General features: G+C 68.4%; 12 protein-coding genes and 1 riboswitch. Of the genes, 10 read left to right on the forward strand and 2 right to left on the reverse strand.

The window, feature by feature from the left end:
• Positions 1–21: 21 nt before the first annotated feature.
• Positions 22–1,401 carry a cysteine desulfurase/sulfurtransferase TusA family protein gene (locus NOD94_RS05735; protein WP_281204601.1) on the reverse strand — a complete coding sequence of 460 codons (1,380 nt, stop codon included), beginning with the start codon at positions 1,399–1,401 and terminating at the stop codon, positions 22–24.
• Between the two features lie 283 nt (positions 1,402–1,684).
• Between NOD94_RS05735 and coxB the strand changes: the two genes are divergently transcribed.
• The 4 genes from coxB (at position 1,685) to NOD94_RS05755 (ending at position 6,209) form a co-directional block, all read left to right on the forward strand.
• Positions 1,685–2,710: a cytochrome c oxidase subunit II gene (coxB, locus tag NOD94_RS05740; RefSeq protein ID WP_281204602.1), complete on the forward strand. Its 1,026-nt coding sequence runs from the start codon at positions 1,685–1,687 to the stop codon at positions 2,708–2,710.
• Entirely contained in the window at positions 2,707–4,440 is a 1,734-nt protein-coding gene (gene ctaD / locus NOD94_RS05745; protein ID WP_281204603.1) for a cytochrome c oxidase subunit I, read from the forward strand. Before coxB ends, ctaD begins: the two co-directional genes overlap by 4 nt.
• Positions 4,437–4,835 carry a cytochrome c oxidase subunit 4 gene (locus tag NOD94_RS05750; protein WP_215140600.1) on the forward strand — a complete coding sequence of 133 codons (399 nt, stop codon included), beginning with the start codon at positions 4,437–4,439 and terminating at the stop codon, positions 4,833–4,835. The genes ctaD and NOD94_RS05750 overlap by 4 nt, the downstream gene beginning before the upstream one ends.
• Before the next feature lie 126 nt (positions 4,836–4,961).
• Positions 4,962–6,209, forward strand: a complete 1,248-nt coding sequence (locus NOD94_RS05755) for an Ig-like domain-containing protein (RefSeq protein WP_281204604.1) — start codon at positions 4,962–4,964, stop codon at positions 6,207–6,209.
• A gap of 60 nt (positions 6,210–6,269) precedes the next feature.
• Here NOD94_RS05755 and NOD94_RS05760 read toward each other — a convergent pair whose 3' ends face one another.
• A complete protein-coding gene (locus tag NOD94_RS05760; RefSeq protein ID WP_281204605.1) occupies positions 6,270–6,671 on the reverse strand; it encodes a hypothetical protein in 402 nt (133 codons plus the stop codon).
• A 198-nt stretch (positions 6,672–6,869) separates the two neighbouring features.
• Here NOD94_RS05760 and NOD94_RS05765 point away from each other — a divergent pair, with 198 nt between their 5' ends.
• The 6 genes from NOD94_RS05765 to NOD94_RS05790 all read left to right on the forward strand — a co-directional run bounded on the left by NOD94_RS05765 (position 6,870) and on the right by NOD94_RS05790 (position 14,116).
• Entirely contained in the window at positions 6,870–7,490 is a 621-nt protein-coding gene (locus tag NOD94_RS05765; RefSeq protein WP_281204606.1) for a heme-copper oxidase subunit III, read from the forward strand.
• 76 nt (positions 7,491–7,566) lie between these two features.
• A complete protein-coding gene (locus NOD94_RS05770) occupies positions 7,567–8,376 on the forward strand; it encodes a c-type cytochrome (RefSeq protein ID WP_281204607.1) in 810 nt (269 codons plus the stop codon).
• Positions 8,373–9,431, forward strand: a complete 1,059-nt coding sequence (locus NOD94_RS05775; protein WP_281204608.1) for a Rieske 2Fe-2S domain-containing protein — start codon at positions 8,373–8,375, stop codon at positions 9,429–9,431. The genes NOD94_RS05770 and NOD94_RS05775 overlap by 4 nt, the downstream gene beginning before the upstream one ends.
• Positions 9,428–11,059 (forward strand): cytochrome bc complex cytochrome b subunit, encoded by a 1,632-nt coding sequence (locus NOD94_RS05780; protein WP_281204609.1) that lies wholly within the window; start codon positions 9,428–9,430, stop codon positions 11,057–11,059. The genes NOD94_RS05775 and NOD94_RS05780 overlap by 4 nt, the downstream gene beginning before the upstream one ends.
• 165 nt (positions 11,060–11,224) lie before the next feature.
• A complete protein-coding gene (gene trpD, locus NOD94_RS05785; protein WP_281204610.1) occupies positions 11,225–12,289 on the forward strand; it encodes an anthranilate phosphoribosyltransferase in 1,065 nt (354 codons plus the stop codon).
• 82 nt (positions 12,290–12,371) lie between these two features.
• Positions 12,372–12,488: riboswitch (SAM riboswitch) on the forward strand.
• A gap of 218 nt (positions 12,489–12,706) precedes the next feature.
• Positions 12,707–14,116 (forward strand): aminotransferase class V-fold PLP-dependent enzyme, encoded by a 1,410-nt coding sequence (locus NOD94_RS05790; protein WP_281204611.1) that lies wholly within the window; start codon positions 12,707–12,709, stop codon positions 14,114–14,116.
• Positions 14,117–14,118 lie beyond the last annotated feature (2 nt).

The raw sequence follows: 14,118 nt of genomic DNA on the forward strand, positions 1-14,118 counted from the left end.
CCTGGTCCGTCCCGTTCCGGCTCAGACCAGACGCCGGACCGTGTACGCCACGCCCGCCGGCCGGTCCGCCTCGCCCAGGTACGCGTGGCCCCGCATCACGCACCAGGCGGGAATGTCCAGGCGCGCGACCTCGTCGTCGGACAGGACGGTCACCGTCCCCCCGACCTGCACGGTGCCGATGGCCCGGGCCAGCTCGATCACCGGCTGCGGGCAGCGCAGCCCGAGGGCGTCCAGCTCCAGGGAGTCCGCGACGGGCGCCACCGCCGGCACCTCCGACACGCCGAGCTTCTCCCGTACGCCCGCCACCGCGCCCGGCAGCACGTCCAGGAAGCCGTTGACCTGATCGGCGGTGGTGCCCGGCGGCAGGGACACCCGTACGTTCCCCTCCGACAGCACCCCCATCGCCCGCAGCACGTGACTCGGGGTCAGCGTGGAACTCGTGCAGGAGGAGCCGGACGACACCGAGAAGCCGGCCCGGTCCAGCTCGTGCAGCAGGGTCTCGCCGTCGACGTACAGGCAGGAGAAGGTGACCAGGTGCGGCAGCCGCCGCTCGGCGTCGCCCACCACCTCCACGTCCGGGACCAACCGGGCCACCCGCCGCCGGATCCGGTCCACCAGGATCCGCAGCCGGGCCCCCTCCGCCTCGGCCTCCGCGCGCACGGCCCGCAGCGAGGCCGCCGCCGCGACGACCGCGGGCAGGTTCACGAAGCCGGGCGAGCGGCCCGACTCCCTTTCGTCGGCGGGGCCTTGGGGAGAGAACCGGACCCCCTTGCGGACGGCCAGCAACCCGACCCCGGGCGGCCCGCCCCACTTGTGCGCGCTCGCGGTGAGGAGCGACCACGCCCCCTCGACGGGGCCCCAGCCCAGCGACTGCGCCGCGTCCACCAGTAGCGGAACGCCGGCCGCCGCGCACGCCTCGGCCGTCTCCGCCACCGGCTGGACCGTGCCCACCTCGTGGTTGGCCGACTGGAGGCAGGCCAGCGCGGTGTCCGGGGCGAGGACGGCCGCGTACGCGGTGGGCCCCACCGCGCCGAGCCGGTCCACCGGAACCTCCGTCACCGTGCCCCCGGCCGCGGCGTGGGCGTCCGCCGCGTGCAGTACAGAACTGTGTTCGACCGCCGAGACGACCAGATGACCGCCGACCCGCCGGCGGCCCGCGAGGGCGCCCGCGATGCCCGTGTGAACCGCGTGCGTTCCCGAAGGAGTGAACGCGAGCTCGTCGGGACGACAGCCCACGGCCTCGGCCGCCGCCTCGCGCGCCGCGTCCAGCAACAGCCGCGCGCGCCGGCCCTCCCGGTACAGCCGGGCCGGGTCCGCCCAGCCCTCGTCCAGGGCGGCCTGCAGGGCCTGTCGGGCCACGGGGTGCAACGGGGCGGCGGACGCGGTGTCGAAGTACGGCATCGGGCCACGCTAACCCCCGCCCCTCGACCGCCCGGGTCAGGGGCCGTCAGATGTCTTCCGGAGCGCGCCATTCAGGGCCGGATGGCCCGTCCCCCGTACGGCGGATCCACCCCTTCGGGGTCAGTAACGGCGCGTTGGGCACCCTCCCCGCGCGACCCCAAATAGCGTCCAGTAGGGTTTGGTCCGCATAAACATCCAAACCCCTGCCTGCGTCAGGGCCGGCGACCGACCCGAACACGGCCGCGGCCGGCCGCGCGGGCCGAGACTCTCGGGAAGGCGCTACGTGAGTCCCTACGGCTCCGACCGCTCGCCGCGGCGCCCGATGCGGCGGAAGCTGCTGCAGGCGCTGACTGCGGGCGTGGTCCTGGCGACCGCCACTGGTTGCTCGTACACCTGGAAAGACTTCCCCCGCCTCGGAATGCCCACCCCGGTCACGGAGGAGGCGCCTCGCATCCTCTCCCTGTGGCAGGGATCCTGGGCGGCCGCTCTCATCACGGGCATCCTGGTGTGGGGCCTGATCATGTGGAGCGTCATCTTCCACCGGCGTAGCCGGACGAAGATCGAGGTCCCCGCGCAGACCCGGTACAACATGCCCATCGAGGCGCTGTACACCGTGGTCCCGCTCATCATCGTCTCGGTGCTCTTCTACTTCACCGCGCGTGACGAGTCGAAGCTGCTCTCCCTCTCCGCCAAGCCGGCGCACACGATCAACGTGGTCGGCTTCCAGTGGAGCTGGGGCTTCAACTACATCGAGAACGTCGACGGCGACGCGGCCACCCCCCGTTCGAGGGAGCTGCCGAAGCGGTCCGGCGAGGCCGAGAACGCCGCGCCGAGGACGACCACGGTCCCCAAGGAGCTCGACTCCATCCCGGACCGTTTCACCAAGGACTTCCCGGCGGGCGCCGAAGGCGTCTACCAGAAGGGCGTCCCCAGCGACCGGAACCCGCAGACCGGGAACCCGGGGCCGACCCTCGTCCTTCCCAAGGGCGAGAAGGTCCGCTTCATCCTGTCGTCGAACGACGTCATCCACTCGTTCTGGGTGGTGCCCTTCCTGTTCAAGCAGGACGTCATCCCCGGTCACACCAACGTCTTCGAGGTGACTCCGACGCAGGAGGGCACCTTCATGGGCAAGTGTGCCGAGCTGTGCGGTGTCGACCACTCCCGGATGCTCTTCAACGTCAAGGTCGTCTCCCCCGAGAAGTACCGGGAGTACCTGAAGGAGCTTGCCGAGAAGGGTCAGACCGGCTTCCTGCCGGCCGGCATCAAGCAGACCGACCCGGCCCGGAATGCGGAGATCAACAAACTGTGAGCATCCTCAACGAATCTCAGGGTGCCGCCGCAGCCGACTCGTACGAGAACGAGCTGCCGGTACGGCGCAAGCAGCCGGGCAATGTCGTCGTGAAGTGGCTCACCACCACCGACCACAAGACCATCGGCACGATGTACCTGGTCACGTCGTTCGTGTTCTTCATCATCGGCGGGATCATGGCGCTCTTCATGCGCGCCGAGCTGGCCCGACCGGGCACGCAGATCATGTCGAACGAGCAGTTCAACCAGGCGTTCACCATGCATGGCACGATCATGCTGCTGATGTTCGCCACCCCGCTCTTCGCGGGCTTCGCCAACTGGATCATGCCGCTGCAGATCGGCGCGCCCGACGTGGCGTTCCCGCGGCTGAACATGTTCGCGTACTGGCTGTACCTCTTCGGCTCGACCATCGCGGTGGCCGGCTTCGTCACCCCCTCGGGTGCCGCCGACTTCGGCTGGTTCGCCTACTCCCCGCTGTCGGACGCGGTCCGCTCGCCGGGCATCGGCGCCGACATGTGGATCATGGGTCTGGCCTTCTCCGGCTTCGGCACGATCCTCGGTTCGGTCAACTTCATCACCACGATCATCTGCATGCGCGCGCCCGGCATGACGATGTTCCGCATGCCGATCTTCACCTGGAACGTGCTGCTGACCGGTGTCCTGGTCCTGCTCGCCTTCCCGGTGCTGGCCGCCGCGCTCTTCGCGTTGGAGGCGGACCGTAAATTCGGTGCGCACGTATTCGACGCGGCCAATGGCGGCGCATTGCTGTGGCAACACCTCTTCTGGTTCTTCGGACACCCAGAGGTGTACATCATCGCGCTGCCATTCTTCGGAATCATTTCCGAGGTCATTCCGGTCTTCTCGCGCAAGCCGATGTTCGGTTACATCGGTCTGATCGCCGCGACGATCGCGATCGCCGGCCTTTCGGTGACCGTGTGGGCGCACCACATGTACGTCACCGGCGGTGTGCTGCTGCCGTTCTTCTCCTTCATGACGTTCCTCATCGCGGTACCGACCGGTGTGAAGTTCTTCAACTGGATCGGCACGATGTGGAAGGGCTCGTTGTCCTTCGAGACCCCGATGCTCTGGGCCGTCGGCTTCCTGATCACCTTCACCTTCGGTGGTCTGACCGGCGTCATCCTGGCCTCGCCCCCGATGGACTTCCACGTCTCCGACTCGTACTTCGTCGTCGCGCACTTCCACTACGTCATCTTCGGCACCGTGGTCTTCGCGATGTTCTCCGGATTCCACTTCTGGTGGCCGAAGTTCACGGGCAAGATGCTGGACGAGCGCCTCGGCAAGATCACCTTCTGGACGCTGTTCATCGGCTTCCACGGCACCTTCCTGGTGCAGCACTGGCTGGGCGCCGAGGGCATGGCGCGCCGTTACGCGGACTACCTGGACGCCGACGGATTCACCGCGCTGAACACGATCTCCACGATCAGCTCGTTCCTGCTCGGCCTGTCGATGCTGCCCTTCATGTACAACGTCTGGAAGACGGCGAAGTACGGGAAGAAGATCGAGGTCGACGACCCGTGGGGCTACGGCCGTTCGCTGGAGTGGGCGACCTCCTGCCCGCCGCCGCGGCACAACTTCCTCACCCTTCCGCGGATCCGTTCCGAATCCCCGGCGTTCGACCTGCACCACCCGGAGATCGCGGCCCTCGACCACCTTGAGGACCACGGCGCCGGCACCAAGGCCGTCACCGGTGGCAAGGAGGCCGGCAAGTGAAGATCCAGGGCAAGATGTTCCTCTGGCTCTCCTTCTTCATCCTGATCATGGCCGTCGTGTACGGCGTGTGGTCGAAGGAGCCCGTCGGTACCACCGCGCTCTTCCTGGCCTTCGGCCTGAGCGTCATGATCGGCTACTACCTGGCCTTCACGGCCAAGCGCGTGGACGAGATGGCCCAGGACAACCTGGAGGCCGACGTCGCCGACGAGGCGGGCGAGCTGGGGTTCTTCGCCCCGCACAGCTGGCAGCCGCTCTCGCTGGCCATCGGTGGCGCCTTCGCCTTCATGGGCGTCATCTTCGGCTGGTGGCTCATGTACTTCTCGGCCCCGATCATCCTGATCGGCCTGTGGGGCTGGGTGTACGAGTACTACCGCGGTGAGAACCAGAACCAGTAGGACCCGCGATACCCCGCGGCCGAGCCGCACCACTTGGGGCCCGGACACCTCTTCGGAGGAGTCCGGGCCCCTCGTTTGCAGTCATCCCGCGCGCCGTAATTGTCATATCTTCATAGCGTTGGCTCCATGAAGCACTCACCGCGTCTTTGGACGGTACTCAGCTGCTCCCTGCTGGTCGCGTCCCTCGGGGCCGGAGCCACCGCATGCGGGTCCGGCGAGAAGAACCCGCTGTCAGTCCGCCCGTACGACGCGGGCGAGCACGTCGCCTTCAACCTGGCACCCGGCGGTCGCCCCGCCGACCCCGACAAGCCCCTCGAGGTCACCCTCAAGGGCAACGAGTCCCGGATCACCGACGTGACGGTCGTGGACACCCACGGACGGCGCCTCGCGGGCGAACTCTCCGCCAAGGGCGACCGTTGGCACAGCACCGGCCCGATGGCCGCGGGCGTCCACTACGCGGTCACCGTGGCCACGGAGAACGAACGCGGCGCGCCGGGGCAGCGCACGCTGGCCTTCGACACCACACCGGCCGACACGGTCCTCAAGGTGGAATTCGGCCCGGACGAGGGCAAGTACGGCGTCGGACAGCCCATCACGGCCGAACTCAACGAACCCGTCAAGGACAAGGCGGCCCGCGCCGTCGTGGAACGGGCCCTGGTCGTCGACGCGGCGGACGGCGTCGAGGGCGCCTGGCACTGGATCGACGACAAGAACCTCCACTACCGGCCCAAGGACTACTGGCCGGCCAACACCAGCGTCACCGTACGGAGCAACCTGGAGGGCGTCAGGGTCTCCGACGAACTCCACGGCGCCGCCTCCAAGCCGCTCAAGATCGACTTCGGCGACCGGGTGGAGGTCACCACCGACGCCTCCTCGCACTACATGACGTTCCGCCGGAACGGAGAAGTGGTCACCACCCTTCCGGTGACCACCGGCAAGCCCGGCTTCTCCACCCGCAACGGCATCAAGGTGGTGCTCGGCAAGCAGTACTACGTCCAGATGCGCGGCGACACCGTCGGCATCGGCGGCAGCGAGTACTACAACCTGCCCGTCTACTGGGCGACCCGTGTCACCTGGAGTGGTGAATACGTGCACGCCGCGCCGTGGTCCATCTCCTCGCACGGCGTCGCCAACGTCAGCCACGGCTGCACCGGCATGAGCACCGGCAACGCCGCCTGGTTCTACGAGAACATCACCGAGGGCGACATCGTCAAGGTGATCAACAGCATCGGCGACGACATGGACATCTTCGGCAACGGCTTCGGCGACTGGAACATGGACTGGAAGGACTGGAGGGAGGGCAGTGCCCTCCTCAAGGGCACCCAGGAAGGCCGCAGTCCCATCGACCAGGCCCGCCTGCGCCCCACCGTCTAGGAAGGCGACCCGGAAGCCCCACGAGCGCCCCTGAGGGGCCCGTGGGGCTTCCGGGTCGTTCTACGCGTCCAGGGACAGCCGGGGCCGCAGGAGGCCGGCCAGGACCTCGGGGAAGTCGACGGGGTCCACCGGAAGGGTGACGGCGGCGTCCGCGCGGCTCCAGGTGGCCAGCCAGGCGTCCTGCGGACGCCCCATCAGCAACAGCACCGGGGGACACCGGAAGATCTCGTCCTTGATCTGCCGGCACACGCCCATGCCCCCGGCCGGAACCGCCTCGCCGTCCAACACGCAGACGTCGATGCCGCCCTCGTCCAGTGCCGTCAGGACCGCCGGAAGCGTCGCGCACTCCAGGAACTCCACCGGCGGCAGGTCCGCCGCCGGCCTGCGACCGGCCGCGAGCCGCACCTGCTCCCGGGTGCCCGCGTCGTCGCTGTAGACCAGAACCCGCGCAGTCGCCCGCATTTCGTTCCTCCACGTGTCCGTGAATCACGCTGATGATGCGCGGGATGCTACTCCGTCCGACCCGCTGTCAACATCGGTTCGCACAGCCCCGCCCGAGACGCCGGAAGGACGATCTGATGGGCCGTTCGGGCCTTGCACACCCCCCTGACACTCCGAACGGCACCCCCCGGGGTGAGGGCGGGATAAGCGACCGACATAATGTCGGTCGTGGCGACAGCAACGACAGTAGATACCGGGCACGCGCACCCGACGGTCAACCGGCCGAACCTCGTCAGCGTCGGAACCATCATCTGGTTGAGTTCCGAGCTGATGTTCTTCGCGGCCCTCTTCGCGATGTACTTCACCCTGCGATCCGTGACGGGTGCCGAGTACTGGACAGAGCAGGCTTCGGCCTTGAATCTGCCCTTCTCGGCGACGAACACAACGATCCTGGTGCTCTCCTCGCTCACCTGCCAGCTCGGCGTATTCGCCGCCGAGCGCGGTGACGTGAAGAAGCTCCGGTCGTGGTTCATCATCACGTTCGTCATGGGTGCGATCTTCATTGGCGGCCAGGTGTTCGAGTACACCGAGCTGGTCAAGCACGAGGGGATGTCCCTCTCGTCCGGACCGTACGGCTCGGTCTTCTACCTGACCACCGGCTTCCACGGTCTGCACGTGACGGGCGGTCTCATCGCCTTCCTGCTGGTCCTCGGCCGGACGTACGCGGCCAAGAGGTTCACCCACGAACAGGCCACGTCGGCCATCGTCGTGTCCTACTACTGGCACTTCGTCGATGTCGTCTGGATCGGCCTCTTCGCGACGATCTACCTGATCAAGTAGCGAACACGTCGCCGGGCCCGGCTCGGCACTCCATCCAGAAACACCGACGCAGAAGATCCTGACACCGGGGTAATCCGTGAAAAAGCTCTCCGCACGACGACGCCATCCGCTGGCGGCGGTCGTCGTTCTACTCTTCGCGCTGGCGGTCACTGGGGGGCTGTACGCCGCCTTCGCGCCCGCGGGCAAGGCGCAGGCCGACGAAACCGCCCAGTCCCTCGCCATCGAGGAGGGCAAGAAGCTCTATGCCGTGGGCTGCGCAAGCTGCCACGGTGCCGGCGGTCAGGGTTCCTCTGACGGCCCCAGCCTGGTGGGCGTCGGCTCGGCGGCCGTCGACTTCCAGGTGAGCACGGGCCGCATGCCCGCCCAGCAGCCCGGCGCCCAGGTGCCGAAGAAGCCGAACATCTACTCGCAGGCCCAGATCGACCAGCTCGCGGCGTTCATCGCTTCGCTCGGCGCCGGCCCGATCACGCCGACCGAGAAGCAGTACGACCCGGCCGGGGCCAACATCGCCAAGGGTGGTGAGCTGTTCCGCAACAACTGCGCGCAGTGCCACAACTTCACCGGCGAGGGCGGCGCCCTGACGAACGGCAAGTACGCCCCGAACCTTGAGGACGTCTCGCCGAAGCACATCTACGAGGCCATGCTCACCGGCCCGCAGAACATGCCCTCCTTCCCGGACAGCACGATGCCGGAGCAGGGAAAGAAGGACATCATCGCGTACCTCCAGAACGTCAACGGCGAGAAGTCGACGAGCCCCGGTGGTCTGAAGCTCGGTGGCCTCGGCCCCGTCTCCGAGGGTCTGTTCGGCTGGATCTTCGGTCTGGGTGCGCTGATCGCTGTCGCCGTCTGGGTCGCGGCCCACACCGCTAAGGCCAAGAAGTCATGAGTAGCCAAGACATTCCCGAAGAGAAGCACCTGCCGAGCGAGCAGGGCGACGCACACCACGGTGGCGTGGCGGTCGCGGACGACCCGTTCGCCGACCCGGGCCTGCCGGTCCACAAGCCCCGTATCCAGGACATCGACGAGCGGGCGGCGAAGCGCTCCGAGCGCACCGTCGCGATGCTGTTCACGCTGTCGATGCTGGCCACGGTCGCCTTCATCGCCTCGTACGTGATCTTCCCGGTCGACAAGATCGTCTACATCTTCCCCATCGGGAAGGTGAGCGCGCTGAACTTCGCGCTCGGTCTCACCCTGGGTACGGCGCTCTTCTGCATCGGCGCGGGCGCGGTCCACTGGGCCCGCACCCTGATGTCCGACGTCGAGGTCGCCGCCGAGCGTCACGAGATCGCCGCTCCGCCGGAGGTCAAGGCGCAGGTGATGCAGGACTTCGCCGACGGTGCGAACGAGTCCGGCATCGGCCGTCGGCCCCTGATCCGCAACACCCTGCTCGGCGCGATGGCCCTGGTGCCGCTCTCCGGCGTGATGCTGCTGCGCGACCTGGGCCCGCTGCCCGAGGACAAGCTCCGCAAGACCATCTGGGCCAAGGGCAAGCTGCTCATCAACCAGAACACGATGGAGCCGCTGCGTCCCGAGGACGTCGTGGTCGGCTCGCTGACCTTCGCCAAGCCCGAGGGCCTGGAGGAGGACGCGCACGACTACATGTCCCAGATCGCCAAGGCAGCCCTGATGATCGTCCGCATCCAGCCGGAGGACATCAAGGACAAGAAGGAACTGGAGTGGTCCCACGACGGCATCGTGGCCTTCTCCAAGATCTGTACCCACGTCGGCTGCCCGATCAGCCTGTACGAGCAGCAGACGCACCACGTGCTCTGCCCGTGCCACCAGTCCACTTTCGACCTCTCCGACGGCGCCCGTGTCATCTTCGGCCCGGCCGGTCACGCGCTTCCGCAGCTGCGGATCGGCGTGAATGACGAGGGCTTCCTCGAAGCGCACGGCGACTTCGAAGAGCCCGTCGGTCCTGCATTCTGGGAGCGCGGATGAGCACTGCCACAGACAACAAGACGGGGCGCAAAGCGCCTGCCGGCGAGCGCGTAGCGGACTGGGCGGACGGCCGCCTGGGCATCTACGGTCTCGCCAAGGCCAACATGCGCAAGATCTTCCCGGACCACTGGTCCTTCATGCTGGGTGAGATCTGCCTCTACAGCTTCATCATCATCATCCTCACGGGTGTGTACCTGACGCTGTTCTTCCACCCGAGCATGAACGAGGTCGTGTACCACGGCTCGTACGTGCCGATGCAGGGTGTCCGGATGTCCGAGGCGTTCGCCTCGACCCTGGACATCAGCTTCGACGTCCGCGGCGGTCTGCTCATCAGGCAGATCCACCACTGGGCGGCACTGATCTTCGTCGCGGCGATGATGGTGCACATGATGCGCGTCTTCTTCACCGGCGCGTTCCGCAAGCCGCGTGAGATCAACTGGATCTTCGGCTTCCTGCTGCTGGTCCTCGGCATGTTCACCGGTTTCACCGGTTACTCGCTGCCGGACGACCTGCTCTCGGGCACCGGTGTCCGCTTCATGCAGGGCGCGATCCTGTCCGTGCCGGTCGTCGGCACGTACCTGTCGATGTTCCTGTTCGGCGGGGAGTTCCCCGGCCACGACTTCGTGGCCCGGTTCTACTCGATCCACATCCTGCTGTTGCCCGGCATCATGATGGGCCTGCTCGTCGCCCACCTGATCCTGGTCTTCTACCACAAGCACACCCAGTTCGCGGGCCCCGGCAAGACGAACAACAACGTCGTCGGCATGCCGCTGCTGCCCGTCTACATGGCGAAGGCCGGAGGCTTCTTCTTCCTGGTCTTCGGCATCATCGCGGCCATCGCGGGCATCGCGTCGATCAACCCCATCTGGGCGCTCGGTCCGTACGTCCCGGACCACGTGTCCACGGGCGCGCAGCCCGACTGGTACATGGGCTTCTCCGAGGGTCTCATCCGTGCGATGCCCGGCTGGGAGATCAACCTCTGGGGCCACACGCTCGTCCTGGGCGTGTTCGTCCCGCTGGTGATCTTCCCGCTGGTGCTGGCCACGATCGCGGTGTACCCGTTCGTCGAGTCCTGGGTCACCGGCGACAAGCGCGAGCACCACATCCTGGACCGCCCGCGCAACGTCCCGACCCGTACCGCCTTCGGTGTGGCCTGGCTGACCTGGTACGTCATCCTGCTGATCGCCGGTGGAAACGACATGTTCGCGCAGTACTTCCACCTGTCGATCAACTCGATCACCTGGTTCGCCCGGATCGGCTTCTTCGTCGGCCCGGTCATCGCCTTCGTCATCACCAAGCGGATCTGCCTCGGCCTCCAGCGCCGGGACCGGGACAAGGTGCTGCACGGTCGCGAGACCGGCATCATCAAGCGCCTGCCGCACGGTGAGTTCGTCGAGATCCACGAGCCGCTCTCGCAGGGCCAGCTCCACACGCTCACCTCGTACAACACGTACGAGCCGGTCGAGATCGGCCCGACGGTCGACGAGAACGGCGTCGAGCGCAAGGTGAAGGCCACCGAGAAGCTGCGCGCGAAGCTCAGCAAGGGCTACTACGCCGAGGGCAACCAGATCCCGAAGCCCACGGTGGAGGAGTACAAGGAGATCCAGAGCGGCCACGGCCACCACTGATCCCCGGCACGACCGTTCGAGGGATTGATTTCGGTCAATCCTGGTGTCGCCACGGCGAGAGCCCCGTCCAGTGTCTGGACGGGGCTCTTTGCCGTCTCCGTGGCTGGATAGGCTGGTCCCCTTCCCATTCGACGTGGCAACCTCACCAGGCAGCAGGAGCGGACCATGAACGTTGTGACCCCGGCAGGCGGCGACAGCGTGGCGGCCCGTGGCTGGCCGGGCATCCTCGACGCCCTGCTGACCGGCCGGAACCTCGGTGCGGACGACACCGCCTGGGCGATGGAGCAGATCATGCGGGGCGAGGCCACCGACGCGCAGATCGCCGGCTTCGTGGTCGCGCTGCGGGCCAAGGGGGAGACCGTCGCGGAGATCAACGGCATGGTGCGGGCCATGTACGAACACGCCAACCTGATCGAGGTCCCGGGCCGGACGGTGGACATCGTCGGCACCGGCGGCGACGGCGCCAAGACGGTCAACATCTCGACCATGTCGGCGATCGTGGTGGCCGGCACGGGCGCGAAGGTCGTCAAGCACGGGAACCGGGCGGCGTCCTCCGCGAGCGGCTCCTCCGACGTGCTGGAGAAGCTCGGCGTCAACCTCAACCTCACCCCGGCCCGGGTGGCGGAGGTCGTCGAGGAAGCCGGGATCACCCTCTGCTTCGCGGTGAAGTTCCACCCGGCGCTGCGGCACGTGGCGGCCGCCCGCAAGGAGTTGGGCATCCGGACGACCTTCAACTTCCTAGGCCCCCTCACCAACCCGGCCAAGGTGCGGGCCCAGGCGACGGGCGTGGCCGATCCCCGGGTGGCCCCCATCATGGCGGGGGTGCTGGCCGAACGGGGCTCCTCCGCGCTCGTGTTCCGCGGTGACGACGGTCTCGACGAGTTGACCACCACCGCCACCTCGCGGGTGTGGTGGGTCCGGGACGGCTCGGTCACCGAGACCCCCTTCGACCCGCGCGACATCGGCATCCCGCTCGTCGACGTGTCGGAGCTGCGCGGCGAGGACGCCTCGTACAACGCCGATGTCGCCCGCCGGCTGTTGGCGGGCGAGACCGGCCCCGTCCGGGACGCCGTACTGCTGAACTCGGCCGCGGCCCTGGTGGCGCTGGATCCGGGGACGGGCACCCTGGAGGAGCAGCTCGCGGCGGGCATGACCCGGGCGGCCGAGTCCATCGACTCGGGATCCGCTCGCGCCGCGCTGGAGCGCTGGGTGAGGGCGAGCAACGCCTGAGGCACGGTTTCGGCCAAGACCCCGGTCCGCATCGTGGACCGGGGTCTTGCGCACGGGAGATCGTGTGGCAGGATTCTGGGCAGGTCACGAGTGACAGCGTTTAGGCCCCGGCTTGCTGTCCGGCAACCCTCCTTCCGTGGCGGGGTGCCCCGGGTGATGACCAGGCCGTAGGCAGCGAGGTCTACGGCAAGCGCGGATCCCTCGACACCAGGGGTCCTGGTCTCTCGAGGAGCGTTTTCCGTGAGCAAGCGAATGCGATAGGGCGACTCCGCCCCCACTTCACCCCTCGGACCAGGGTCGCTTCTGTGTACCCCGTGTCACTTCCGAGGGCTTTCCCGTACCCCCGACGGCCGCAGCGCCGTACCCGCGTACGGGCACACCGAAGCCATTCCGCCCTGCCTGCCGGGAGATACCGCCATGTCCGCATCCCTGAACGCCGCCGCCACCACCGCCACCGCCGTGTGCGCCGACGGGCCCGCCGCCTGCGGCGAGCCGCTCGCCGTGCTCGGCCGCGACGTCACCGTCCCGCTCGTCACCGGCGGCGAGGTCACCTACGCCGCCCTGGACTACGCGGCCAGCGCCCCCGCGCTCCAGCGGGTCTGGGACGACGTCGCCGCCTACGCCCCCTACTACGGCAGCGTCCACCGCGGGGCCGGCTACCTCTCCCAGCTGTCCACCGACCTCTTCGAGCAGAGCCGCGTCACCGTGGCCGAGTTCCTCGACTGCCGGCCCTCCGACCAGGTGGTCTTCACCCGGTCCACCACCGACTCCCTCAACCTGCTCGCCGCCGTCCTGCCGGCCGACTGCCAGGTCTTCGTCTTCGAGACCGAGCACCACGCCTCGCTGCTGCCCTGGACGAACGCCCGCGTCACCTACCTCAACGCCCCCCGCACCCCCGGCGAGGCCGTCGCCACCCTGGAGCGGGCGCTCGCCGACCGCACTGCATCGATTGAAGAGGGCTACGGCCCGGCCCTGGTCTGCGTCACCGGCGCCTCCAACGTCACCGGCGAGCTGTGGCCGGTCAAGGAACTCGCCGCCGCCGCGCACGCCCACGGCGCGCGGATCGTGCTGGACGCCGCCCAGTTGGCCCCGCACCACCCCGTCTCCGTACGGGACCTCGACGTGGACTGGGTCGCCTTCTCCGGCCACAAGCTGTACGCCCCCTTCGGCTCGGGCGTCCTCGCCGGCCGCGCGGACTGGCTCCAGGAGGCCGACCCGTACCTCGCCGGCGGCGGCGCCTCCCGCAAGGTGGCCCGTCGCGAGGACGGCGGCGTCGACGTCGAGTGGCACACCACCGCCGCCCGCCACGAGGCCGGCTCCCCGAACGTCATCGGCGTCTACTCCATCGCCTCCGCCTGCAAGGCCCTGAAGGAGGCCGGGTTCGAGAACCTGGTCGCCCGCGAGAACCACCTGATCGCGAAGGTCCGCGAGGGCCTCGCCGAGGTCCCGGCCGTCCGCGTCCTGTCCCTGTTCGGGGACGACGCCCCGCGCGTCGGCGTCATCTCGTTCGTGGTCGACGGATGGAACAGCTCCCACTTCGCCGCGGCCCTGTCCGCCGAGTACGGCATCGGCGTCCGCGACGGCCTCTTCTGCGCCCACCCGCTGGTCCGGACCCTGCTCGGCAGCGAGCCGCAGGAGCCGGGCGAGTGCGGGGCGCCGGAGGCCGCGCCGGGGGAGCGCTCGCTGAACGCCATCCGCGTCAGCTTCGGCGCGGGCACCCCCGACGAGCACGTCGAGCGCTTCGTCCGCGCGGTGAAGGAACTCGTCGCGGACGGCGCCAAGTGGCAGTACCGCACCGAAGAGGGCCGTTGCGTCCCGGCCGTCTGACC

Origin of the sequence: Streptomyces sp. Isolate_45, assembly GCF_024721315.2 — a bacterium.
Lineage (GTDB): Bacteria > Actinomycetota > Actinomycetes > Streptomycetales > Streptomycetaceae > Streptomyces.